9 protein-coding genes and 13 pseudogenes are annotated in these 23,698 nt (G+C 58.6%); 14 read left to right on the top strand and 8 right to left on the bottom strand.

Features of this window, described 5'->3' with window-relative positions; genetic code table 11:
• The first annotated feature begins 390 nt into the window (after nt 1–390).
• Nucleotides 391–4,677 (top strand): Ulp1 family isopeptidase, encoded by a 4,287-nt coding sequence (locus I6F37_RS33120; protein WP_225153854.1) that lies wholly within the window; start codon nt 391–393, stop codon nt 4,675–4,677.
• A 242-nt stretch (nt 4,678–4,919) separates the two neighbouring features.
• Here I6F37_RS33120 and I6F37_RS33115 read toward each other — a convergent pair.
• From I6F37_RS33115 to I6F37_RS33095, 5 genes and pseudogenes are all read right to left on the bottom strand, one after another.
• Nucleotides 4,920–5,096: pseudogene (locus I6F37_RS33115) on the bottom strand (IS630 family transposase); the annotation flags it as partial.
• A 180-nt stretch (nt 5,097–5,276) separates the two neighbouring features.
• Nucleotides 5,277–6,471 (bottom strand): annotated as a pseudogene (locus I6F37_RS33110) (amino acid aminotransferase).
• A gap of 167 nt (nt 6,472–6,638) precedes the next feature.
• A complete protein-coding gene (locus tag I6F37_RS33105; RefSeq protein WP_225153851.1) occupies nt 6,639–7,259 on the bottom strand; it encodes a hypothetical protein in 621 nt (206 codons plus the stop codon).
• Nucleotides 7,260–7,285: 26 nt separating this feature from the next.
• Nucleotides 7,286–7,879 (bottom strand): annotated as a pseudogene (locus I6F37_RS33100) (class I SAM-dependent methyltransferase); the annotation flags it as partial.
• 63 nt (nt 7,880–7,942) lie between these two features.
• A complete protein-coding gene (locus tag I6F37_RS33095) occupies nt 7,943–8,170 on the bottom strand; it encodes a hypothetical protein (protein ID WP_225153849.1) in 228 nt (75 codons plus the stop codon).
• A gap of 128 nt (nt 8,171–8,298) precedes the next feature.
• On the opposite strand from I6F37_RS33095, the pseudogene I6F37_RS33090 reads away from it, so the two are divergent.
• Nucleotides 8,299–8,505 (top strand): annotated as a pseudogene (locus I6F37_RS33090) (cold-shock protein).
• A 190-nt stretch (nt 8,506–8,695) separates the two neighbouring features.
• Here I6F37_RS33090 and I6F37_RS33085 read toward each other — a convergent pair.
• Nucleotides 8,696–9,914 (bottom strand): annotated as a pseudogene (locus I6F37_RS33085) (IS701 family transposase).
• Between the two features lie 105 nt (nt 9,915–10,019).
• Between I6F37_RS33085 and I6F37_RS33080 the strand changes: the two are divergent.
• Both I6F37_RS33080 and I6F37_RS33075 read left to right on the top strand, forming a co-directional pair.
• Nucleotides 10,020–10,719 (top strand): annotated as a pseudogene (locus tag I6F37_RS33080) (IS5 family transposase).
• Between the two features lie 889 nt (nt 10,720–11,608).
• Nucleotides 11,609–13,060: a Ulp1 family isopeptidase gene (locus tag I6F37_RS33075; RefSeq protein WP_225153846.1), complete on the top strand. Its 1,452-nt coding sequence runs from the start codon at nt 11,609–11,611 to the stop codon at nt 13,058–13,060.
• Between the two features lie 103 nt (nt 13,061–13,163).
• Here I6F37_RS33075 and I6F37_RS33070 read toward each other — a convergent pair.
• Together I6F37_RS33070 and I6F37_RS33065 are read right to left on the bottom strand one after the other, a co-directional pair.
• A pseudogene (locus I6F37_RS33070) lies at nt 13,164–13,310 on the bottom strand (4-hydroxybenzoyl-CoA thioesterase); the annotation flags it as partial.
• A 2-nt stretch (nt 13,311–13,312) separates the two neighbouring features.
• Nucleotides 13,313–13,685 (bottom strand): annotated as a pseudogene (locus I6F37_RS33065) (FCD domain-containing protein); the annotation flags it as partial.
• Between the two features lie 106 nt (nt 13,686–13,791).
• On the opposite strand from I6F37_RS33065, the gene I6F37_RS33060 reads away from it, so the two are divergent.
• The 10 genes and pseudogenes from I6F37_RS33060 to I6F37_RS33015 all read left to right on the top strand — a co-directional run bounded on the left by I6F37_RS33060 (nt 13,792) and on the right by I6F37_RS33015 (nt 23,684).
• Nucleotides 13,792–14,013 carry a hypothetical protein gene (locus I6F37_RS33060; protein ID WP_225153844.1) on the top strand — a complete coding sequence of 74 codons (222 nt, stop codon included), beginning with the start codon at nt 13,792–13,794 and terminating at the stop codon, nt 14,011–14,013.
• A 295-nt stretch (nt 14,014–14,308) separates the two neighbouring features.
• Nucleotides 14,309–14,856, top strand: a pseudogene (locus I6F37_RS33055) (methyl-accepting chemotaxis protein).
• On the top strand, nt 14,790–15,074 hold the full coding sequence (locus tag I6F37_RS33050; RefSeq protein WP_225153842.1) for a hypothetical protein: 285 nt from the start codon (nt 14,790–14,792) through the stop codon (nt 15,072–15,074). The pseudogene I6F37_RS33055 and the gene I6F37_RS33050 overlap by 67 nt, the downstream one beginning before the upstream one ends.
• Before the next feature lie 1,244 nt (nt 15,075–16,318).
• Nucleotides 16,319–16,701, top strand: a pseudogene (locus I6F37_RS33045) (nodulation factor ABC transporter ATP-binding protein NodI); the annotation flags it as partial.
• Nucleotides 16,694–17,481: pseudogene (locus tag I6F37_RS33040) on the top strand (ABC transporter permease). The pseudogenes I6F37_RS33045 and I6F37_RS33040, both read left to right, overlap by 8 nt.
• A 38-nt stretch (nt 17,482–17,519) precedes the next feature.
• On the top strand, nt 17,520–19,532 hold the full coding sequence (locus tag I6F37_RS33035; protein WP_225153840.1) for a carbamoyltransferase: 2,013 nt from the start codon (nt 17,520–17,522) through the stop codon (nt 19,530–19,532).
• Between the two features lie 709 nt (nt 19,533–20,241).
• Nucleotides 20,242–20,559: pseudogene (locus I6F37_RS46010) on the top strand (acyl-CoA dehydrogenase family protein); the annotation flags it as partial.
• Between the two features lie 131 nt (nt 20,560–20,690).
• On the top strand, nt 20,691–21,071 hold the full coding sequence (locus I6F37_RS33025; protein WP_225153838.1) for an acyl-CoA dehydrogenase family protein: 381 nt from the start codon (nt 20,691–20,693) through the stop codon (nt 21,069–21,071).
• Nucleotides 21,072–21,258: 187 nt separating this feature from the next.
• Nucleotides 21,259–21,482 (top strand): annotated as a pseudogene (locus I6F37_RS33020) (transposase); the annotation flags it as partial.
• Between the two features lie 588 nt (nt 21,483–22,070).
• Nucleotides 22,071–23,684 (top strand): hypothetical protein, encoded by a 1,614-nt coding sequence (locus I6F37_RS33015; protein ID WP_225153836.1) that lies wholly within the window; start codon nt 22,071–22,073, stop codon nt 23,682–23,684.
• The last annotated feature ends 14 nt before the right edge of the window (nt 23,685–23,698 follow it).

The raw sequence follows: 23,698 nt of genomic DNA, 5'->3' as shown, positions 1-23,698 counted from the left end.
ACGTGGTGACCCGTACTCAGCTACACCACGCCACGGGGGCACGATCATACAAGAAGGCTCAAGAAGGCTCAATAACGCCCACAGAACCGTTCTTCGGGTGGTTCCTTATCGATTTCCGGCCATGGGGCAGCCTGCGTGTCCGCTGCAGGAAATCGGCGGCTCCGCGTCAGGTTCTCGACAGATATCGCACATAGAGCAGGGTCTCCAGAAGCGATCATAGCTGGCGATCGCTGCAAGAAGACTGGAGCGCGCGGTCGGAGTGCTTCGACGCGGCATTTTAGGGCGTTCACGATAGTTTTCTGCTGGGGTCGATGCTGCCGAGTCGATTCCGTGGCAAATCACAACCGACCTCAGACTTCAAATTGGCCTATAGTCCGAAAGTGAGAACGAATGAAGTTCGAATCCACCAACTGGGTGCGTCAACAATCGGGCACCGCGGGCCCGCAAGAGAGCTCACCGGCTCCGTCCACAGATGCGGCTGCCTTTGAGCAGCAGCTGAGCGAGATCGCTGTCCCGTCTGCTCCCGTGCTCATGCAGGTCCGCGCCCATCAAGCGGAGGCATCGCGATCTGAGGCGCATGCCGGAACGGATGAGGCGGTGCTGGGCGCCGCAGCGCTCCAGACCGCTCAGTCAAATTGGGTCTTGGTAGGTCGCAGCAAGGAGCCGCTTTATGCTAAGGATGCGCGCCTTATTTCCGGCCTTAAGCAGGCGCTCCTTGGAGCCGCCGAGAGCACCGCCGCGAGCTACGTCGGTTATCTGCTCAGCTTGAGCCGCTGGCTCTTTGCAAACGACAAGCCGGGCATTGCTGATCGGCTTCATGACGAGTCGATGGACAAGGATGTCGAGGAGTTCATAACCAAAGGTGGGACGGCGAACGTCCCTTGGGCACTAGCTCATCTGCGGACCTCTCAATTGACGGGAGGAGTCGTACTGATCGCAGGCCGCCCTGACCTCACTCCTTATCCCAAGGACGGAACTCTCATCAAAGAATACAGACAGCAAGCAGTGGCAACCGGAACTTCAAGTACCGCCAAAACCTATGCATCCATTCTCACGGATTTCAGCCACTACCTTCGTGCAAACAACAAGCCTGGCATTGCTGCTCGGCTTCAGGACGAGAAATGGAACGAGGACGAACCGCTCAATGAAGAGATCGAGCGCTACAAGGACGCTGGGGGTAACAAAAGTATCGGCGCGGCACTTGATCATCTCCGTAATGGAGCGAGAAAACTCAACGGTCCGCCTTTTCATCCCGAAGACGCGCCCTTGATTTCCGGACTTCAAGAAGCACTCGTTAAGGCTGGGTACGAGGAGATCACCGCTAAGACGAATTATGTTCGTCCTCTTCGCAGATTCAGCCAGTGGCTCTTTGCAAAAAACGAGCCGGGAGTGGCTGCTCGGCTTAACGACGAATCGCTCAGCAGCGACGCTGCGATCTTCGATCAAGGTCGCAGGCACCTCGTTCTTACCGCACTAGATCGTCTCCGCGCCTCTCAGTCGCCGGGCGGAGTCGCGTCAATCACTGCCCGGGCAGGGGGCATTGAGGCCGCGGCTAAGCAGGGCGGGGCGCAGCCCGCCTTCAGTTGGCCAGCGGCACTCGCTGAGGGGGATGATCGAGATTTATTCTTTGGGACGGTCGACGAAGCCCGTGCATCGTCGTGTCTTCAGCCACCGCGGCATGGCCTGGCATTGAATCCTACAGAGTCCCCTAATCCCGTGAACTGGCGCCACCAGGACGACGAGCTGACGGATGAACGTTACAGCAACATCCTCGTGCCAGGCGAGCAGATTCCCATCATGCGGGCGAGCGGGCACCCATCTACGCCGCCTCCGCACGGTCAAGGCGGTAGAACGATGCTGAATGCCTCGGCGCTACCGCCCGGCCATGCAAATTTGGTTTTCGCAGGTAGCAGCCTGGATCCTGTTTATTGCGAAGATGCCTCTCTTATTGAGGGGCTCAGGCCGGCACTCATCAAGGCTGGGGCCTCCGAGAGCACGGTCGGTCGCAATCTACGTGGTCTTCTCAGCTTCGGGCATTGGCTCGTAAAGAACGACAAGCCGGGCATTGCTTCCCGGCTTTACGACAAGTCGCTGGACAAGGATGCCCAGGAGTTCGCCGAGAAGGAGGAGCAGGCCATCGCTACCCCACTGGATCATCTTCGAGCCTCCCGATCGCCGGGCGGCATCACGCCGTTTGCAAGCCGGGTTGAGCGGAATCCCTATCCCCAGGATGCTGATCTCATCAAAAGGTACAAGGAAGAAGCAGCCCCAAGCACCGCCAACACCGCCAGGAGCTATGCATCTCTTCTTATCGATTTCAGTGATAACCTCCGTGAAAACGGTAAGCCCGGCATTGCTGCTCGGCTTGGCCACGACTCGCTGGATGAAGATGTCAGTCGGTATAAGGAGGCGGACCCCCATGGCCGCAGAAAAGCCGGAGCCGCACTGGCCCATCTCCTGAGGTCGCCGGCGGGTGCTAGAGCGATCGAACTCCTGCGTCATATTCGCCCCCTTCCCGATCTCGAAGACGCGGTTCGCGCCGAGACGAAGCCGACCCTCACCGCGACTGCGCAGCACAGCGGGTCGAACGGAGCTGTCAGCTGGCCGGAGACTCTGCCTGCGAGCCAGCAGGATCTGCTTTTGGAGACGATGGACGGACCCAGCTCCTCGCCGCCTCCGCAGGGCGACGCGGTTGAGCGGCGGCTGATGCAGACCCCATCCCATCAACTGGCGACGTCACCACCGCAGAGGCAAGCTCCGGTGTCGTCGCCGGACGAGCTGATCGGCGAGCAGCTTCCGGCCGAAGACGCGGAGCTCTTGGCGAGGTTTCGTGTAGACGCCGAGGGGCGCAAGCTCACCCCAGGGGCCATCAACAACAGTGTTTCCGGGCTTAGGACTTTCGTCCGCTGGGTCAACGCAAGTCATGGGGGCCCTGTAGCTTCTCGGCTGCGAGACGGTTCATCGCTGGATGAGGAAATAGCGAAGTACAGGAGCTTGGGTCGTGATCCCCAGAACCGCATTAGATCGGCTCTGGACGTTCTCAAGCGGCTGCTACGTGGGGGGGACGATGTCGAAGCACCCGAACCCCGCGTTCTCGGTGCCCCCCGTCACCGCGTTCCTCATCCAGAAGATGCGCCCTTCATCGAGGGCGCGCTGAGCCAAGCCCTGAAAGATCTTAAAATCCCGACTGCGAAGCTGAGGCAGTCTGCGCAACAGCGGGCGACACGTCTTCGTGCGCTGAGTGCGTGGCTTAGAGAGAATGGCAAAGGGAGCATTATTGGGCGACTAAACGGCTCCAGCAGGCAGCAGTTATCCCTCGACAATGACGCGGTAGCATTCCAACGGACTGGAGGCAGAGTACACGGTCCCGATTTGTCGCATCTTCGCAGCTACTTGAAACTCATCGAGGCGAACCGAGAGCTGGGGCTGCCAGGCCCTGAGCAGCCGAGCTCGCCGGCCGCGCAGGGCGATCGGTTTTCCGGCTCTTCGCAGGATCTTCCCTCAACGCCGGCCAGCCTAAGCGCTGGAGCTTGGGTTTGGTTGAGTGAACAGCTGCAAGAACCAGGATCACCATCCAGGCCCGCGTCAAATGCTAAGGGCAGGCTTGAGCCATTTGTTGATCTGAATGCGCCACCGCCGTCCGAGTTGCGCGACGATGCTCACTTTGCGCCAGCCGATCCTGCCAGGGCTCGCTCGGGCACCTACGCTGGTCTTGAGCCATTTGTTGATCTGAATGCGCCAACGCCGTCCGAGTTGCGCGACGATGCTCACTTTGCGCCAGCCGATCCTGCCAGGGTTCGCTCAGACACCTACGCTGGTCTTGAGCCATTTGTTGATCTGAATGCGCCAACGCCCTCCGAGTTGCGCGACGATGCTCACTTTGCGCCAGCCGATCCTGCCAGGGCTCGCTCAGACACCTACGCTGGTTCTGTATCATTTGTTGGTCGGGATGCGCCCAGACCGCAGGTGATTGATCTAAATCCCCCCACGCTGCAGGAGCTGCGTGATGATGCTCGTTCTGCGCCTTTCCCGCCCACATCCGCCGATGCTCAGATGGATCCGACGGCCTCCTCCTACGGCCGCAGTAGACTAGAGCTCGGCGCCAAGGAATGGCTGGGCGACAAGCATATCCACAGGGATTACGAGCTCCTGGCGGAGGAGTTGCGGCGCGGCCGTCCGGAACTCGCCGCCCTGACGCAGTTCGTGGACCCCCTGGTAGCTCACTATCAACTGCGCTTTGGCGCCGAGCCCGACATGCTCCGCGCGTTCCAGCGCATCGTCTACGATCCAAATGGCAATGATACGGCCGACTTCCTGTTCCTGCCAGTGAACGACGCTATGGATCCTAATCGCCTCGGCACGCATTGGTCGCTGCTGCTCCTTGATCGCAACACGCGAGGAGAGCCAGTTGCCTATCACTACGACTCTGTCCGGGGACACAACCACGAGGCGGCAGCGCAGCTCGCACGACGGCTGCGCGCCCGCCTGGAGTCACCCAACATGGCCCAGCAGCGGAACAGCTATGATTGCGGCGTGTTTGTGGTGGACGGCACGCGGGCGCTGGTTCGACGATTGGCCCAAGGAGAGCGGCCAGCGCACGAGCCGCTGCACCTTGACAACCTCGTCGCTAATCGGCGGTCCCTCCAGAGTCGACTGGCTGATCCCGGCTTGGGCTAATGGAGCTGGCTGGGGCGGCTCTCCCGGACACTACACCGGGAGGCTCGCCCGAGCGAGCCGCCTGTTTGGCCGCGGAAGCCGAAGCCCAGGGGCCTTGCTGATCGGGAAGCTCAAACTCACGATCAAGAAGCTCCGCCACGAGCAGTTCGGACAGTCCTCGAGCGACGCGCATTGCTGGAGCAGCTCGAGCTAAAGCTCGCCAACGTGGACGAGACCGCGGCGCAAGCTAGAGCATTCGCCGATCATGTTGCAGCGTATCCTGCGGCGATGAAGTAGTTGCGGCATTCGGTTGCTGTGAAGCGATCAATGATGCCACCAATCGCGGTCCAGAGGCCTTCGACGGTTCGTTCTGCGGCCTGACGCAAGAGCGCTTTGAGCTTGGCGAAGGCATTCTCGATCGGATTGAAGTCAGGGGCGTACGCATCCGGCGACGGCCCTGGTCAGGTCGCTTTGGGCGGACAGCCGATTGCGGTTAGGCGGCGTGAGCGATGCTCTGAGGGCGCCAGTTCCAAGGCAGGAGTTCGTGGATACGCCTGGAGGGATGATCTGGCGGGCGGGCCAGTAGGGTTCGAACCTTTGACGGCGGTCTGAGGCCTCTATCAAGGTCCATCTCCCAGTGCGGAAACCACAGCCCCCTTGATCGCGCTCGCGACACGCGCCACATCGTTGCGCTTCAAGCCGGCGACGTTGATGCGGCCTGACGTCGGCATGTGGATGCCGTGCTTTTCCCTTAGTTTCAGCACCTCGGTCTGAGAGAAGGGCAGAATGGAAAACATGCCCTCTTGCGAGCCGATGGCGACGGCATTCGACCATCTTCCTCCCAATGCGTCGGCGAAAGATTTTCGCAACGCGAGGAGGCGATGACGCATCCATTCCAACTCTTCACGCCAGTCCCGGCATAGTTCGGGGGAGCAGAGGATGGTCTTCACGATTGCGGCGCCGTGATCGGGCGGCATTGAGTAGCTGGCGCGGGCGATAGCAACAAGATTGGACCGAGCAGTCTCTGAAGCTGATTGCAAAGACGCGACCGCAAACACCGCGCCCGTACGCTCGCGATATAGTCCAAGTGATTTCGAGCAGGATACCGCGATAAGCGCCTCTGGAACGGCAGAAATTATCGAACGAAGCGCGGCGACGTCTTCGTCGAGCCCGGCACCGAAACCCTGATAGGCAAGATCAATCAGCGGCGTAAGCCCGCGCGCAGCGATCATCGCGGTGATCCGACACCAGTCCTCCGCCGTCAGCACAGCGCCGCTCGGGTTGTGACAACAAGCATGGAGTAAAACTGCGTCGCCGGGCTCGGCCCGTTCTAGTGCATTTATCATGCTGTCAACTAGAATGGTCTGCGAGGCAATATCAAAGAATGGATAAGTCTCGACCGGAAGACCGGCACCCGAGAAAATTCCTGCATGATTCGGCCAACTCGGTTGACCTAGCCAGATCTTACCCCTTCCGGTCCCGCGAATCAGATCGGCCGCGAGCCGCAAAGCACCCGAGCCACCGGGTGTCTGCACACCAGAGGCGTGGATGGTTGCCGTATGCCCGCCAACCAACGACCACAGCAGATCAAGGAATGTTTGATCACCCTCCGGCGCCACGTACGCCTTAGTGTTCTGGGTCTCGCAAATCAGGTGCTCCGCAGTCTTTACGGCACGAAAGATCGGCGAATGACCGGCCCTCGTCGCGATAGACGCCGACCCCAAGGTCGATCTTGTCTGGTCGGGGATCTGCGTCAAAGAGCCCAATCAGCGCAAGCAGGGGATCGTTGGGTTTACGGCTTAATGTTTCAAACATTGTCGGCTTTCTTGTTCGAGCGGAAATCCGCTGGCGATAGATCTCCGCCATGTTCGGATGCAAGAGAGGCGGAGGCACCTCAGCGTTTACCAGCAGTTCAGTCAGCTCTGCCTTGCGGGCTTCAAGGCCACCAATCTTGTCCTTGAGCTGAGCGCCGGGCACGCCGTCTAGGATGGCTTGGATCGCTCGATCCAAGTCCCGCTGGACGCGCTCCAACTCTTTGCGTTGTCGAACGGCAGCTCGCCAGCCTTGACGCCGGCGAAGAAGTTCAAGGCCGTGGCTTGCCCGAATATCCATGTCGCCACGCCCTCTTCGATCAACGTAGCTCGGGCTCCATCCTGCGCTTCGTCGATCTTGGGATCGCTCTTGCGCTTGAGTCGGAAGAGGGCGCGGATGACAGGCGACCAGGTCAAAACCGCCACGTAGGCGTAGTGAAAGACGTCATGAAAGCGGTAGTCATCGGCCATCATGGCGTTGTCGGTGAGACGATCGCCAATGTTCAGGCCGTTGCAACGCTGAAACACGTAGGTCTGGCCGCGAACTTTGCGTTCGAACACGTCGACATAGAGATCGCGGGGCAACTGCTCCTCAGCTTCGGCGGACTTGTCGAGTGGCGCCGGGTAAGTACGTTCGCGAGGCCAGCGATCGAAAATCTTGCTCAGATTCTTGACCGCCGCAGCCTCAAGCGTCACGCCCGCCTCGTTCGCGGCCTGAATCATTGTTCTCATGATTGCAACGAGGCGGCCCGCCAAAGCCGCTTGGTTGTTGGTCAGGCACTCGTCCGTCATGCTGGCCGCCTCTTTCGACGGTCGGAGACGCTCTTCGCGAACCAGTCCGTCCGACGTTCACCCTCGACGGAATATCGATTGACCGGCCAGGTTTTGCGGCCCTCCTCATCGGAAATCCATTGCGGATGTGCCGCTGCCATGAAGATCGGATGCTCAATCGTAAAGACGAAATGCCCATCAGGAACCAGCGCGTTGCGGATCACGCGCACGAGGCGGCCAAAATCCTGAACATAGTGAAAGGTCAGTGCGCTGTAGGCGAGGTCGAAAGCCATCTCAGGTAGGTCCAGTGTGTCGAGATCGGCGATGCGATACTCGATGGCGGTGTCCGCCGTGTGCGCCCTGGCACGCCCGATCATGTTCTGCGACAGATCGAGACCAAGAACCGAGGCCGCACCCTGCTCGCGCTTCCAGCGCGAGGCCCAGCCGAAGCCACATCCCAGATCGACGACACGTTTCCCGCCCAGATCGGGCAGCATGGCCCGGATCGCGGGCCATTCAGGAGCGCCGTCCAGTCCATGCACCTGCCGGAGCAACTGGCTGTAGCCAGCGAAGAAATCGGGATCGTCGTAAATCTTCTGCGCATGTTTGCCTGCTACTCGGCTTTTCGCTCTGCCTCGGATGGTTCCAGCAGATCCAAGCAGAATTGTCGCAGTGGGCTACGACGCGTCATGATCCTACTCGAATCAAGCTGCACCAAAGGCATCTTGAATCGGCGGGCTTCTCTCGCCGAACACGAAAAACCCCAGCATGAAGGCCGGGGCTCCCGTGATGCCACGGCGTACATCCGGCCGCGACAACCAGGCGACAGTTAGCACGCGGTTTTCGAAGAAAATGTGACCTTCGCGTCGTCGTTCTTGAATGTCTGCCCATTTCAAGGTGCTTGTACTTCGCACGACGATAACGCCGGGCATTGTCTTTCTGTCCAAGACCCACGACCAGGCGAGATAATGGATTCCTTGCCACTTCGCGCAGAGACTTGCCGCAGGGTCGTTGATTGATTTAGATGAGAAGGTGTTTTTTCTTTTTGGAGCAAAATGACGTGGCGTTAGGTACTGTTAAGTGGTTCAATCCGACGAAAGGCTATGGATTCATTGCGCCGGAAGATGGTGGCTAAGATGTTTTCGTGCACATTTCGGCGGTAGAGAAGGCCGGCTATACCTCGCTCGTTGAAGGCGCGAAGGTCAGCTACGAGGTGGTGACGAACCGCAGCGGCAAACAAGCCGCAGGAAATCTCCGCCTAGGATGAGGCGGAGCTCGACGTGCTGGCATTCTTCGAGCTAGCATTACAGTCGCAGTTTTCGTCTGCGGTGGGCGCGGCGAGCTTCGGCCTGGTGGGCTCGGCGCCCAGAGCGACCATGCGAGAACTCGGGCGATCGAGATGCGCCGTTGAGCGAGCTTGATAGCGATACGACGGATTTCCTGGATCGACCAGCGGATCAGGAACGATGTTTGGTGCGCCGACGTCGCGTTCTTTTGAGTGCTGGCTCAGCATTGGCTTGATGACGGATAACGGCCATCATGGCCAAGGCAAGCATGACGAGTGAGACATGGCGATGCCAGCCATGCCAGGAGCGGGTTTCGTTGTGATCAAGGCCGAGCTCGTTCTTGGCGGTTTCGAAACTGTCCTCGATGGCCCAGCGATGGCCTTCCACCGATACCAGCTTCTGCATGGACGTGCCCTTGGGGCACCATGTGGAGAAAAAAGCCACGCTGCTGTCGGCGATGTTGCGGCGGATCAGAGACCCCGCGTCCATTCCCCGGCAAACTCAACGTTGTATTGACTGACATCGAGATCGGCCAACGCGAGATAGGCCCAGTCGTGCCAGCGCGGACCTTTGGTCCCTGCGCCGGACGACAGGCGGCGCCAGGCCTTCTTGGGAAGGCTCTGCGCGATCGCGGCGGCGGTGCCGGCGACAGGCTGCTGCTTGCCCCAGGAACGGAACACGTGCTTGGACGCAACGCCCAGAACATAGCCTTTGCCCGCCTTGCGCAGCAGGGTTTCGATCTCTCCGGTGCCGTACACGCTGTCCGCCGCCACGAAGGAGAACGGCACCTTGGCGGCGATCGCGCGAGCAATTATGCGACCCGCGATCTGGGCTTCGTCGCAAAGTCCACATCGCTTGGTACATGCGCGGCTTTGAGGCGAGCGGGTTCCTCCGTCCATTCCTTTGGCAGATAGAGCGCGCGATCGATGAAGGCATGGCCATGCCGCGACACATAGGAGGCGGACACTCCGATCTGGCAGTTGGTGATCTTGCCCGCCGAGCCAGTGTACTGGCGTGCGACCCCGCACGAGGCCTTGCCCTGTTTCAAGAAGCCGGTCTCATCGATGACCAGAACCGCGTCCTCATCGCCGAGCGTTTCCAGCGCGTACTCACGCACAATGTCGCGTAACGCGTCGGCATGCCACTGCCCTCGGCCCAGGATCGCCTGCTGGCGCCACGGGCCTGTATCGCCGGCCGCTTCCGCCCGCATCCAACCCATCTTGCGCTGTTCGTTGCCCAACAGGCCGTCGAGAAACTGCCCCGCCGAGGCCGCGACCCGCTCCTGCGTAAACAGCGGATGGATGCGTTGCTTGGCCTCTCGCAACGAGGAAGCCCACAGCGTCAGCGTATCTTCAACCGACGCGTCACCAATCATCAGATCCCGAATCATGGTCACCCATGGATTCAGAGCTCACCGCAAATAGCAACTGTAATGCTAGGGTCTGTACCTAATTATCTTCCCCCGCCCCGAGTTGATTCGGCCGGGGGGACTTCGATGCGGAGAGGGCTGTTCTGGCTGCAATGACAGGCAGCGGGCTCGGATGAAGCCGCATCTGCCAACGAACCAGACCGGGCCGGCGCGCGAAGACGATCGACGCCTCATCAGCGGTATCATTCACATGCTTCAGTGCGAAGCGCGCTGGCGCCCGACTATGCTCCTTACACGACGATCTACAATCGTTTCAATCGCTGGTCAAAGCGCGGACATTGGCAGGCGATCTTTGAAGCGCTCGCGCGCGGCGGCAAGGACGAGGTGACTTTGTCGATCGACTCCACATCGATCAAGGCGCATCGCTCGGTGAGCGGCGAAAAAGGGGGAGCATGAACAGGCGATCGGCGGCCCGCGCGGCAGGCGGACCACGAAAATCCACGCGCTGAGCGACCCCGATTGCAGACCTTGCGCATTTCATCTCACTCCGGGTCAAGACGCAGATATTGCCGCAGCGCCGGCCCTTTTGGAACTCGCGCCGCCCATGTCTACCCTCATTGGCGACCAAACCTACGACGGCGACGGCTTTCGAGCCGAAATCCTCAATCGCGGCGCGAAGCCCGTCATTCCAAACAAATCCAACAGGGTGATCCTCCACAGCTTCAGCAAAGATTTCAGGCGTGTCGCAACTCGCTACGACAAACTCGCCAGAAACTTCTTGGCTGCCGTCCACCTCGCCGCCGTCCTCGCCTATTGGATCAATTGAGACTGAACCCCTAGCTCGCCTTCAGGGCTTGAATCGCACGCAGCGTGAGGTTGTAATCTCATACCGAAGGTTGCGACCAAATGCCAAATTGAAGCCGGAGCGGAATGGGTTGTTTGTGAAGGCCGGACGTCTCGCGTCGGCGCAGACCAAGTGCAATCCTGATCTGCCGCAAGCCGCTTTCAGGAGGAGGTGAGTAAATGCGCAAACTCCGGGAGAGGGCATGTCTGTCGTTCTGTTGCGCGTTCGGTCGAGCTTAGCTCCGAAGCAGCTATGAGCATTTATCTCAATGAGGAGAAGTGGTATGGAGCCTAACTACAACGGATGGTTCAATACGGACGCTTGGATGCATCAGTACGCTGCCTTGCAAGAGCAGCAGCGGACGCGGCAAGAGTCGGGCCACATGCATGCGGACCAAGCTGGCTTTGAGCAGCGGTTGAGCGAACTGCAACTCAGTTCCTCTGGTGAGAGTGGGGCTGAGGCTGGTTCGCCTGATGCTGACGCCAAAGAGGATGGCTCGCCCGAAACTCGGCCGACGCAGACGCATCGTGGGATTCGGCGTACCGATATCGGCGGTTCGATGCGGATGCCGCCGCGGTCCAACCTTCGGGAAGACTGGCTTAGCAGCGGGCGGCACAGCGTTGACCTGCCTCGTGCTCACATTGGTGGCTCAGCTGCTAGGGCATCGCAGTCTGACTTGCGTGAAAGGCCGTTCAGCAGCTCACGTTATACCGCGCCATCGGAAGTGCGTCCTCTTGCGAAGACGAAGGATAGCAAAAGCCGTGGACTGCTTTCGCGTATTAGGTCAGGGCTCGGCAAAGCGTTTGGGAGGAGTCGTAGCGAAAAGTCGTCCGGCGTCTCGGCATCCGACGTGGTCTCTTCAGAGCATCACATGGATTTGGTGAAGCGTAGTCGTCCTTCTGTCGGCGGAGAACTGCATCCCCAAGGTGCGCAGCAAGTCGAGCGGTTCGCGGTGGCTTATTCCGATGACGATCGCATCATCGCAGGCCTGGTTAATGACGCCGAGCGCATTGGAGGCCAAAAAAAAGAAATTGTCCTCGACCTCGCCAGGGCCCAGCGTACGTTTAGTGGTTGGCTCCGCAGCGAGAACAGGGGGAGCATAATGAGCCGGATCAACGGCAGTGATGCGCAGCAACGGTCGTTGACTGCAGATCATAAGGAGTTCAGGAAAAGGGTAGGACGTAATAGCACGCCACTGAGTCTGCCGACGCTTCGGAAGCAACTAAAGCTCCTTGAGACAAATAGAGCAATGGGTGTAGCCTCCACCGAGCAGGCTGGTTGGGGGATTGGGCCTACCGGCTCGAAAGCTGGCGGTTATGATCAGGAGCGGCTTTGGAGCAATGTGGACGAAGCTGGAGGGCGAGGACCTGTCGGGTGGACCCGGCCTAGGTCCGGGGCGTCGTCACAGTCGAATCAGCCTGCCGGGTCGCAACCTGTCAGTTTCGATCAGGAGCGGCTTTGGGGCGATGTAGACGAAGCTGGAGGGCGAGGACCTGTCGGGTGGAACCTGCCCTGGTCTGGGGCGTCGTCACGGTCGAATCAGCCTGCCGGGTCGCAACCTATCAGTTATGATCAGGAGCAGCTTTGGGGCGATCCGGCCCAAGCTGGATGGTGGGCACTTGCCGGATCGGCCGCCTCGCCTGCAGGCAATCCGTCGTCAGACTTCTTCCGCGGTGTTGGCTATCCGGTTGAATTATCCGCCACTCCGCAGGAGCTGCGTGATGATGCCTCGTCCCAAGACCGCAGCGGGCGCGTGCTCGGCGCAAGAGCCTGGCTAGGCGACGAGCACATCCACAGGGATTATGAGCTCTTAGCGGAGGAGTTGGTCGCGATCGATCCGAATCTCGCGGCGCGGACGCGGTTCGTGGATCCCCTTGTAGTCCAGCAGCTTCGTTTGGCCGCGCAGCCGCTGGACATGATGCGGGCATTCCAGCGCATCGTCTTTAGGAATGGTGAGGATACAGCCGACTTCCTGTTCCTGCCGGTGAGCGATGCCGGTAAGGGTCCTGATCGCCGTGGCAGTCATTGGTCACTGCTGCTGGTGGATCGCAGCAACCGGGAAAGTCAGCCGGTCGCCTATCACTACGACTCTGCCCTGGGACACAACGATGAACCTGCAGCGCAGCTCGCAACACGGCTGGGAGCCACTCTGGTGCGAGCCCGCATAGCCCAGCAGCGGAACGGCTATGATTGCGGCGTTTACGTGGTGGACGGCACACGAGATCTTGTTGGGCAATTGATGCAAGGACAGCGACCAGAGCTGCTGAACCTTAACAACCTGATACCGGACCGGGAGGCATTGCAAAACCGACTAAGGGGCTGATTGGATCTCTGCGGGAAACTCTGACTTGACGATATCGCAGCCGAAGGCCAACGCATGGATTTCATTGGGGCGCTGGAGCGTTAAAGCGTGAACGAAAGGAAATTTATCTGTGGTCTCCCATAGCAAGCCTCAGAGCCTTTGGGATGCGCCGCGCTTTTCCGCGTGAGATAAACGCGACCCGTACACGCGCTGAGAGAGCAAGAGATCACCCCCCCCCGCGCCTGCACTCCTGCAGCAAGGCAATCGACGCCGTCCCTTCCGTAGCCGCTGCGTGATGATCTCGTGCTCATCACGAGAGCGTCGAATGCAATCGCCTTGCCGCAATTGCGTGCGACAAGACGCTAATCCACGCGCGCACATCTTGCGCTTGCTCTGCCATGAACGAGTTGTGCGTCGCGTACTAGATGAATTCGTGGAACTGCCGGTTGAATGCGTCATGGGCATCGACATCGTTCGCCTCGACTATCTTCAGCGAAGCTTCGTGAGGCCCGATCAGATGGCAAGGTTTGAGCGGCGTCATGCGGTAGGTCGCGAGCATCACACCCTTGGCCTCGACCTCAGCGCTGGTCTCGAACATGTTCAGGATGCGCTCCAGTGTTATCCGGGCAACGAGGAGGCCCCGACGAATTTCAGCAATACTCCGATGCCAACGGCCGTCGATCCGCGGACCATCAAACGGCACCTCACCTCGCGGCGCAATAGTGCGGAAAAGATAACGTGACGGACAAGCAATGCCCGAAGCCCAGGCCGTTCATCGACACGTGGAGGACTACCACGAATACCAGGCAACAGAGACGCTGAAGACTGAGCTCACGACGTTCGAGCGCTTCCACTTCAAATGCTGGAAAGACAGCGAATGCGTCGGAGCGGACGACTTCCGCGCTGGTTTATTTGACCACAAGTACAACGCGGCACAATTCTACTACCTCAATCGGACGCTTCCTCGCTCATGATGGCTGTTCAACACCCTTCACTTTGGCACATCGATGCGCCGAGGGGGCGTCCACATGGGGTAATCGCAGGAGCGAGTTGCCCGAAAACCAATCAGAGACTTGGAGGGCGGCTGTTCCCCGATAGGATGGAAATACGGGCTCACGACTGGTCGCCGGGCCCAAGTGTCGCGCGCCATGGAAAACTGGTGTGTTTGGCAGGACATAACGACCTGGTTCGCATGCGGGAAGAGAGGCTGAGTCTTGCGAAGAGGTTTGACAGCGATGTGTCGTGGGTCGTGGAGTTGTGGCGAGCTCGATGCAGGACATGCAAGCGGTCGCATCGGAAATTACTGCTTCGACGGGAGATGTCTGTCTTCGCACTGAAGCCATGACGACAATGGTGAAAAAGACCGACGAAAACTCGACGGCCGTGTCCTCGGCCGCTCAGGAATTATCGGCCTCGATTTCTGAGATCAGCCGACGAGTGTTGACCGCAGCGAATATTTCGCAAAGCGCGCGCGGCAAGACCGCACACGCTGAAGCAACATTAAGTGAGCTCGTTGCTTCGGTGACAAAGATCAGCAGCGTCGTCCAGATGATCGAGGGTATAGCCTCGCAAACCAATTTGCTGGCGCTCAATGCAACCATCGAGGCAGCACGGGCTGGCGAAGCGGGCGAGGCTTTGCAGTGGTGGCGGGACAAGTGAAAAATCTTGCTGCGCAGGCCGCCAAGGCGACAAGCGAAGTTGATACTCAGATTCTCGCCATCCAACAAAGGACGGAGCTGGCATTGCAGCGATGGGTGACATCGCCGACATCATCGACAAGGTGCAAGAGATATCGAGCAACATCTCGGCAGCGATAGAAGAGCAATCGATTGTGACGAACGACATATCAAGAAGCATCACCGGCATCAGTGTTGATATGCGCGAAGCTTCCAGGGATATTGACCAGTTGAATGCCGCCTCGCGCGGCTCTGGATCATCGGCAGACCAAGCCGTTGGGAAGGTAAGGCATTTGAGCAAAGATATCGCTTCGTTACAGGGGCAGGTCGGTGACTTCTTGACTAACATAAGGGCGTAGTACCGCGCGGTCGGTATAAGCGCAGGTGAGGAAACTAATGCGCCATGAACGTCTGCACTCAAAGTTGCTCGGGCCGCTGGACCTATGACCTCGGAGCTCAACATGCGGCGCTTCGTAGGCGGGGGTCAGCAGCTGGTTCAAAAGGTAGGACCGACCAATGCTGTCACGAAGATCTATTGCCGCGTAAGCGCGTATCCATTGGGCAGTACAGAGGTTGATGCTCTAGCGATGCTGCGGATTTGCGGTTCAAGTGTCAGTGTTGTATCCGAAATTTGCGATGCTTTAAGATCTGCCGGGAATCGTGGCGCATGTTTGCCGAAATCTGCATGAAACCTGCATAGTCCCGAGCAAAAAATCCGCTAAGCGCCGAAGGAGAGAGGGAGATGCCCTGGTGCGCTTTCACCGTCAGAAGAGTTTGCTGAGGAGTGCCGCAATCCGCCGATCACGGTTAATCAAAACTCCGGCAAACTCGCAACCCGAAATAGTCGGAAGCATCTGGAGTCCATTTCGCTGACGTTCGCCGATGTTTCGTTCAGGGCCGCTCGCCGCGAGGACGCGGAGGTGGTTTTCAACGTCATACAGTGGTCGGTCGACGGGCCTTGCCCGCGCATCCGCGCACGGCCGTCCCGCCGATCTTCTACCCCGACACCTGTGTCGAGTACAGAAAGCCACTCGCGCCTTCCCTTGTGTCGTTCAGTATCACCATCTCCACGAAAGGCTGTTCGCGGGAGAATGGGTACCGGGAGAGTGTCTACGACAAATTCAAATTTGACTTCGGCAATTCCGGTCCGCTTCTCTTCCCTCGGCACGTTTGTCGCCCAATTCTACAGACAGATCCTGATCAAGACGTTGAGTGCGCCTTACGAGATTGAGGGCAATCAATCGGCGCGCCCAGCCCGCCAACGTGACAGCGGCGCAAAACTCTAGTTCTGGGTGGTCCAAAGTTCGGTCTCGCTGCAAAATCAGCAAAGGCTCTAGCTGCCCCCGGATGAAAGGGCAGTGGCAGGTCAACCTGCACCATCGCGCGTCGACGCTAACCAACAGCAAACCTTCGTATAGGTTTTTAAGCCGTTTCTATATCGAGCGCCTACCCCTGCTCAATTGAGCTTAAGCCGAAACGCGAGCAGGAAAGCTTGTGGCTGCGGCCCGGCCGAATGGATCGCGTGGGTACCGTGCTCCAGGAGTACAGAAGAATGCAGCCGTCCTTTACACATCCGGTGCGGGCGGCTCATGCACCACGTAGACTCGATCGTGCGCGCCATATGATTTGGGAACGCCTTAGAGTGCTATCGGTGCGAGGTAGAACGACTTTCTTGACTACGCACGTGATGGAAGAAGCTAAGCGGCTGTGCGATCGGCTTTGGGTACTCGAGCGCGATTCGCAAGATCGCCGACGACGGTCCTCGTGGTTTAATCGACGATTATGGTGGAAGTCCGCACAAGTTGTCCGCGCTGATCAAGCTCTGTGCAGAGCATGTAAAAGTAAGCGGAGGGACGCGCTTCTGTTACGCATCCAATCCGAAGCAAGTGCGGAAGCAGCTGCACGGGCCTTCGGAGCGGCCGGCCTGATCTTTATGATGTCTTCTTGCGGCTGAGCGGACAAAATCGAGGGCTGAACGATGAGTGAAGGGTACGCGGCGGCAATGCCCACTAATGCGTACGATTGGATCAGCGGTCTGGCGTCGCAACTTTTTGGCGTGGAGGAAAGCCGCGCGTGCATCTCTGCTCGGGAACCTTGCTGATCCCATGACCAATCTCTTTGGCCTGGGTCTCGGAGTTGGGCTCATTGTAGGCCGTCTCGCATTTCTCGCTGGCGGGATGGTGGCGACAAGCGCCATGACTTCAGCGACTTTCGGAACAATGTATGCGTCTTATGCCCGCATGCATGGTCTGCGGACCTGCGAAGCGATTCTATACACCCGTCCAACTCTCGGGGACATCGCTCTCGGTGAGTTGGTATGGGCCGCCAGAAAGGCTCTTCTAGGTGGGACGAGAACTGGGGTCGTTGCTGCGATCCTAAGATACACGTCGTGGTCATGCATTCTCTGTTCGAATGCCGGCAATTGCTCTTACTGGTGTCGTGTTCGCAAGCCTGGCTATGATCGTCATATCGCACACACACACACACACTTGCGCCAAGCTATGACTATTTTGTTTTCTACCAGACGCTCGTTAGCATACCGATGGTGTTTGTCTGTGGCGCAATGTCCCGCTTAGTCGGCTGCCCATCACGTTTCAGCGATTGGCAGGCTTGTTGCCGCTGGCTCATTCGGTAGATCTCATTCGGCCGGTGATGCTTAGTCGTCCGGCTGGGGGTAGCGCGCTGCACTTCGCGGGCCTCTGCATGTACGCGGTATTCGCTTTCTTCATCCCGATAGCACTGCTTCGTCGGCGGCTTATGCGTTGACCGTCCAGTGCCCCTATCATGAAAATATGGAGCAAAACATGCTGTGTCTGGGTTTGAGCGGTGGATTGGACAAGGTTTACGAAAGCACGCCCGCGCTTTCGAATACATTTCTACACGATGGCGCGGCGGTCCTGGTGAAGGACGGTCGCGTTATAGCCGCAGTCGAAGAGGAGCGACTTAATCGCATCAAGCACTCAAATAAGTTCCCTGGCAGGGCGATTCGGTACTGTCTTGCAGAGGCAGGTGTTCAGCTCAACGACATCGATCGGATCGCGTTCTACGCCACCGAATCCTATTGCAACGCTATGCTTGAAAACCTGTTTGGGTCCCAGCCTGATTTTGCTTTTCCTTTGAATGCCAAGCTGTTGCTGCGGAGCTTGCTGGCACAGGAGTTCGGTACAGAAATTGACGCTTCACGCCTATTCTTTGTAAGTCACCATATGGCGCACGCCGTGAGTACCTTTGCTATGTCCGGATTCGAGGACAGCTTAATTTTTGCGATCGACGGTGGTGGTGATCTTCTCTCCGGCCTCATGGCCGTTGGCTCAGGAACGGACATCACGCAAATTGAGACGTTTCCGGAGAGTAATTCTCTAGGACTTTTCTATCTCGAGACGATCCGGTATCTCGGCTACAGCTTATTTGATGAGTATAAGGTAATGGGGTTAGCTCCCTACGGCGACCCCGCACCCTTCCGCGAACTGTTCCAACAGTTTTACGAACTGTCTGATAACGGTGGTTACCGCGTCTACCTCGACAGCATCGGTCCGGCGTTGCGGCGCAACATCGAGGTCAGACGAAAAGGTATGCCATTCACCCAGCAGCATCGAAATGTAAGTGCTTCCTTGCAGGAGGCGCTAGAGAGGATCGTATTCCACATATTGCGACACTATCGCATGACCACCGACATGACGCGATTGTGCCTGGCTGGAGGAGTTGCACACAACTGCACGATGAACGGCAAGTTGCTCAAATCTGGGTTGTTCGAAGACATTTTTGTCCAACCGGCAGCGCATGACGCCGGGTGCGCCTTAGGCGCTGCGTTAATGATGTCAAAGGAGCTAGGCCGGCCTGCGCCGCGGGAGCGCCTGCAGCAGGTTTATTGGGGACCCGATCTCGGAAGCGAGCAGGCTATCGAGCAGGAGTTAAACGCATGGTCTGGGCACATCGAGCTAGAGCGCAGTGATGATGTGGCAGGTAGAGCGGCCGATTGGATGGCCGGCGGCGCTGTGATCGGGTGGGTGCAGGGTCGGTCCGAGTTTGGCCCCCGCGCGCTTGGCAACCGCAGTATTCTGGCCGATCCTCGACCTTCCGCAAACAAGGACCGGATCAATGCGATGGTGAAGAAGCGGGAGGGCTATCGACCTTTCGCTCCATCAGTGCTGGAGGAGGATGCCCGTGAGTTTTTTGAGCTCCCGGGAAATGCGAGCGAATTCCCATTTATGAACTTCATCGTTAGCGTGCGTGGCTCCAAACGCAGCCAGCTAGGGGCCATCACCCACGTTGATGGTACGGCTCGGCTCCAAACGGTGTCGCGCAAGACCAATCCAGCCTATTGGGAGCTTATCAATGCGTTCAAGAAGCGGACGAGCATTCCAATTCTACTCAACACATCCTTCAACAACAACGCCGAACCAATCGTCGATTCCGTTTCAGATGCGATCGCGACGTTCCTTACGACAGAGCTGGATGGGCTCGTAGTCGGGCCGTTTCTGGTGAAAAGAAGGGCAACGACCCTGGAGAGTTGGACGTCACTGGCGCTGTCATTGCCGCCCTATGTATCGCTCCATCGCGCCCGCGCTTACACAGGGCGAGGCCGTCATGAGACGTTATCCGAAATCCGCACAAGCTACTCCAGCAGTGATAGTCTACGGATCTCGGATGAGCTGTTCGACGTGCTGATAAAGGTCGAAGCCGAAGCGGTGCTCGCGAATCTGCTCGATGCGACTAAGACGGATCTTGCTCACCATAATGCTCTTGTGGAGGAGCTGCGCGAGTTGTGGCAGCAGCGGTGCGTGCGATTGCATCCGCCCCGTGCCGCTCGCGCTTAAAGCCCGGCATATCAGGTATTATGGAACACGTTCTCCGTGAGATTGAGGTGCTCGAATGAGCGATTTCCAGCCGATGTGCAGGCCCTTCCCAAGCGATTGTCTATGACCAAGAAGGGACCCAATACCGCGTACGCAATTACCTTGTTCCACGGGTCATCGGCCTTCCGCTTCGCCGGCCGGGGTGATGCGATGCTTGCCTTCGGCAACCTCAATGTAGACGCATGTCACGAGGCGGCTTATGATCTGACCTCGTGCTCCTTAACGTGGACGGGCTCACCTCGAGCTCGGAATAATGCTCCGAGCGCCGCAATCTCCCGTTTTCCCATGGGTGACTTCCTTATCAAATCCTCGAGCTTGCCATCTTCGTAAATTTCGAAACCCGCAGCACGGTAGCTCTCGATGGCCGGGATCGGTCAGAGACTAACTGATGATCAGTGTCGCGGCCCGGCAAAGGACAAGAGCAACGCTGCGCTTCGGACGGGGACACCCAATCCACAGCATCGCTGTGCACGCTGGAGTTGCGCGGCATGATCATCGTGGCAGTGAACTGCGGGTGTTCCGGGACACAAACGCCAATTGTCCTTGCCGCTCTTGCCAATAAATCCAAGTTCCGGACAACGGGCTCATAATGCGCCGACATCCACACTATACTAATGTGTAACCGAGCTAACCACGGGGATGAATTGGGCGCGAAGCGCGGCCGGGATCATTGTGGGCCTTATGGTACACTCAGGTTCACGCCCAATTCGGGGAGGCGCAGGAGCGCAAAGGCCGTGCAGCTGCACTATACTCCAGTTTGATCGCTGACCTCAGTCAGCTGAATTTCGCAGACGCGGATGACCGCCGAGCATTCCCTCCGACCCTACACAGCATATTGGCAAGGCATGGGCTGTTCGGGCTCACCACACCAGGAGAGCACGGCGGATTAGCTCTTCCCTTGCAAGAGGCCATCGACCTCATCTCTGCCACTGCGTCCTTCGATGTCTCCGCTGCCTCTACGCTCGTCGTCCATAACTTCCTGGCCTTGCCCTGCATCGAAGCGGCACCGCACATCCCCGAACAAAATAATATCATTTGGGGTGCAACACGCGGCGATCTCTGCGCTTTCGCTTTGACGGAGCCTGGAGCTGGCTCTGCCCCGAGGAGGCTTCGGCTCTCATGCGCGAAGATAAAGTTCATATCTCTGGCCGCAAGATCTGGATCGGGCTCGCTGACTGGGCTCGCTGGATCGTTTGCTTTGCGCGCGCGTCTGGTCCTGATGCGAAAGGTCGGCTCGTTGGTGTACTCGTTGACAGGCAGGCTCCAGGCCTAAAGGTCACGCATGAGCATCGCACACTGGGTCTACGCGGCATTATTCAGAATACTCTGGAGTTCCAGGGTGTCGAGGTGCCGCGTGTTTACGTGCTCTCTCGCGATCAAGACGGCTGGGGCGCGGCGGCTCACTACATTGGGCTTGGCAAAAGCTGTCATGTCTGCTGGTTGCTTCTCTATCTCAGATTGCGCGGCACGCAGCGGCCGACCTGGTCAGTTCCGAGCTAGCAACTCTCCGTACTCGCGCGCCGGCACGGCAATCTGTCGAAGTCCGCAATCGGGTCAGTCGGACTCTGACCACCTTCCTTCAAGACGCGGCTTGTTCTATTCGCTCACCTGTTCTCACTGACGATTACCTTAAGCTGGTGCAGTATGTCTGAGAACTAGCGGATGCCGGACCTCTTTCCACCTCGTGGTCGCCGTGATCGTCGCCGTCGGCGTCGACAGATATGGCCGGCGCGAGGTGCTCGGCATGGACATCGGCCCCTCCGAAGCCGAGACGTTCTGGACCGCTTTTCTGCGCAAGCTTGCCCGCCACGGCCTGCGCGGCGTCAAGCTGGCCGTCTCCTCATGAGGGGCAATTAAGGCGCGCCGAAGGTGCCCAATGCCCCTTGGCAGCGGTGCCGCACCCAGTTCGTGACTCGTCTGGGTTGGCAACCCCATCGGATGCAAGGGACAACGGACTAATGCCTCCGATCCAAGCTTCGAACGCGGCTGGATGCACGAGAGCGGCAGCTACGCGAAGGTTACGCCGAAAGAGGTGGGAGCTTTTCGCCTGAATGGAGCAGCAAAGAGTGGCTGCAATGAAGCAATGGTACAAACTAAAAGAGCCGTTGCGGCTGACCACCAGGAGAAGGGGATAGCCGCGACAACGGCGGGTCCTGAAACCCAAGAAGCCCCGCGATAATTAAGAGCCGCGACGCAGTCTCGTTTTTGGTGGCGACGGCCTCGTCAGTTTCTCGAAAGCTTATCCATATAGTACGATCTCAATTGATTTCATGGCGTGAGGTTAGCGTGGACCCGCACAATTTTGACTCATGCAATGTCACTGCTGACCCGCAGATACAGGTCTCGCAAGAGCATCTACCGGATCGAACCGGGCAAGAGGACTTTGAGCAGCAATTACACGAGGCGCGCCAAGCCAATAACGGGATGCCTGACAGGGGGCCACGCCGTAGCCTCTCCGCCAATGTGTCTAGCGACAGCCAGCAGTCCCCAGGCGAGCCGATGGGTGCACTTGCCAGGAGCAACCTGTTACCAGGCGAGGAGGTCCTCATCAACGATGAGCATGACATAGCTGAGGTGAGAGTAGCGAAGAGGCCGAGGACCCTAAACAATCCGCAAGGCGTTGCCATTGAGCAGCAATTGAGCGAGATCGCCAGTTCAGGTGGAGGTGGTGGAGCAATGCCAGCCGCCTCGGCGCTGCAGCCGGCTCGGTCAATGGGAATTGTGGTGGGGCGGCAGGACAGCGGGCCTCTGTATGCCGAGGATGCTTCCGCTATTTCGGGGCTTGAGGATGCCCTCATCAAGGCCGGGTGGACCAAAGGTTCCGCCTATGCAAGGTCCCTTCATGGCTTTAGCCGCTGGGTTTTCGCAAACAACAAACCGAGCATTGTTGGTCGGGTCGACAGTAAGTCGCTGACCGATGGCAGCGACGTGCTTGGGTACATCGGAAAGAGTAATGACACACTACTCCTTAAGGCAATTGACCATCTCCGGACCTGGTGGTCGACGGGCACCGTGCCAATCGCACGCCGCTCTAAGCGGAATCCTCACCCCCAGAACGTGGCCCCCATCCATTCCGAAAGCGCGGTACGGATCGAACCGAGGCGCCTCGACAATGCCGTTGCGCAGCTTAGCGCGTCGTCGGCGCCGCAGCCGGCTCAGTCGACGGGGATTGTGAGAGGACAGGACATGCGGCCTCTTTCTTCCGAAGATGCTCCCGTTGTCCTGGGGCTTGAGGAGGCCCTCATCAAGGCCGGGACTAGGCGCCTCGACATCGCCGCTGCGCAGCTAAGCGCGTCCTCCGCGCTTGTGACAGGGCCCGACATGCGGCCTCTTTATTTCGAGGATGCTCGCGATATCTCGGGGCTCCAAGAGGCCTTCATCGAGGCCGGCATGTCAGTCAGCACGTCAAGAGTCTACGCAAGTTTTCTTCGTAGCTTTAGCCGTTGGCTCCTCGCAAAAAACAAACCAAGCCTTGTTGCTCAGCTCGACAGTGAGTCGTTGAGTGGTGACGTGTCCGGGTTTATCGGAACGCGTAATCCCGCCGGACTCCTTATGGCAATAGACTATCTCCGGACCTTCCGGTCGACAGGCACGATCGCGCTCCCCCGCGCCGAGCGCAATCCCGCGCCCCCGGACGTGGCTCCCATTCGTTCCCAAAGCGCCGTACTAGTGGAACCGAGGCTCATCGGTGACGCCGCTGCGCAACACAGCGCGTCGCAGGAAGCGGGCAGTCGGCGAGAGGAGCTTCGGGAAGTGCAGGAGGATCAACCCGCCCCGTCGCCTTTCGAAGAGCACGTCGCGTTCGATCAAGAGCTTCGGCGAGTACTGGATCATCAACCCATCCTGTCGCCAGTCTTCGTCCCTTCAGAGGAGCTTCAGCGACTGGAAAATGATTTGGAGGACGAGCTTCACGCCCGACGGGACGATCACGCCACCCCGTCGTTCTCCGCCGATCCAGAAGAGCTTACTTTCAATCTAGAGCAGTTCTCTCCAGGAGAGCTTCGGCGATTGCTTGATGATCCATCCATATTGTCGCCACTTCCCGTCGATCCAGAGGACTCGACTTTAAATTCAGGACAGTCTCCTCCACCAAAGAGCTTTGGCGACTACTGAATGATGAACCCGCG

Source organism: Bradyrhizobium sp. NBAIM08 (genome assembly GCF_020193935.1).
GTDB lineage: Bacteria > Pseudomonadota > Alphaproteobacteria > Rhizobiales > Xanthobacteraceae > Bradyrhizobium > Bradyrhizobium yuanmingense.
The sequence above is the reverse complement of the archived record's forward strand: the minus strand, read 5'-3'. Positions and strand labels throughout refer to the sequence as shown.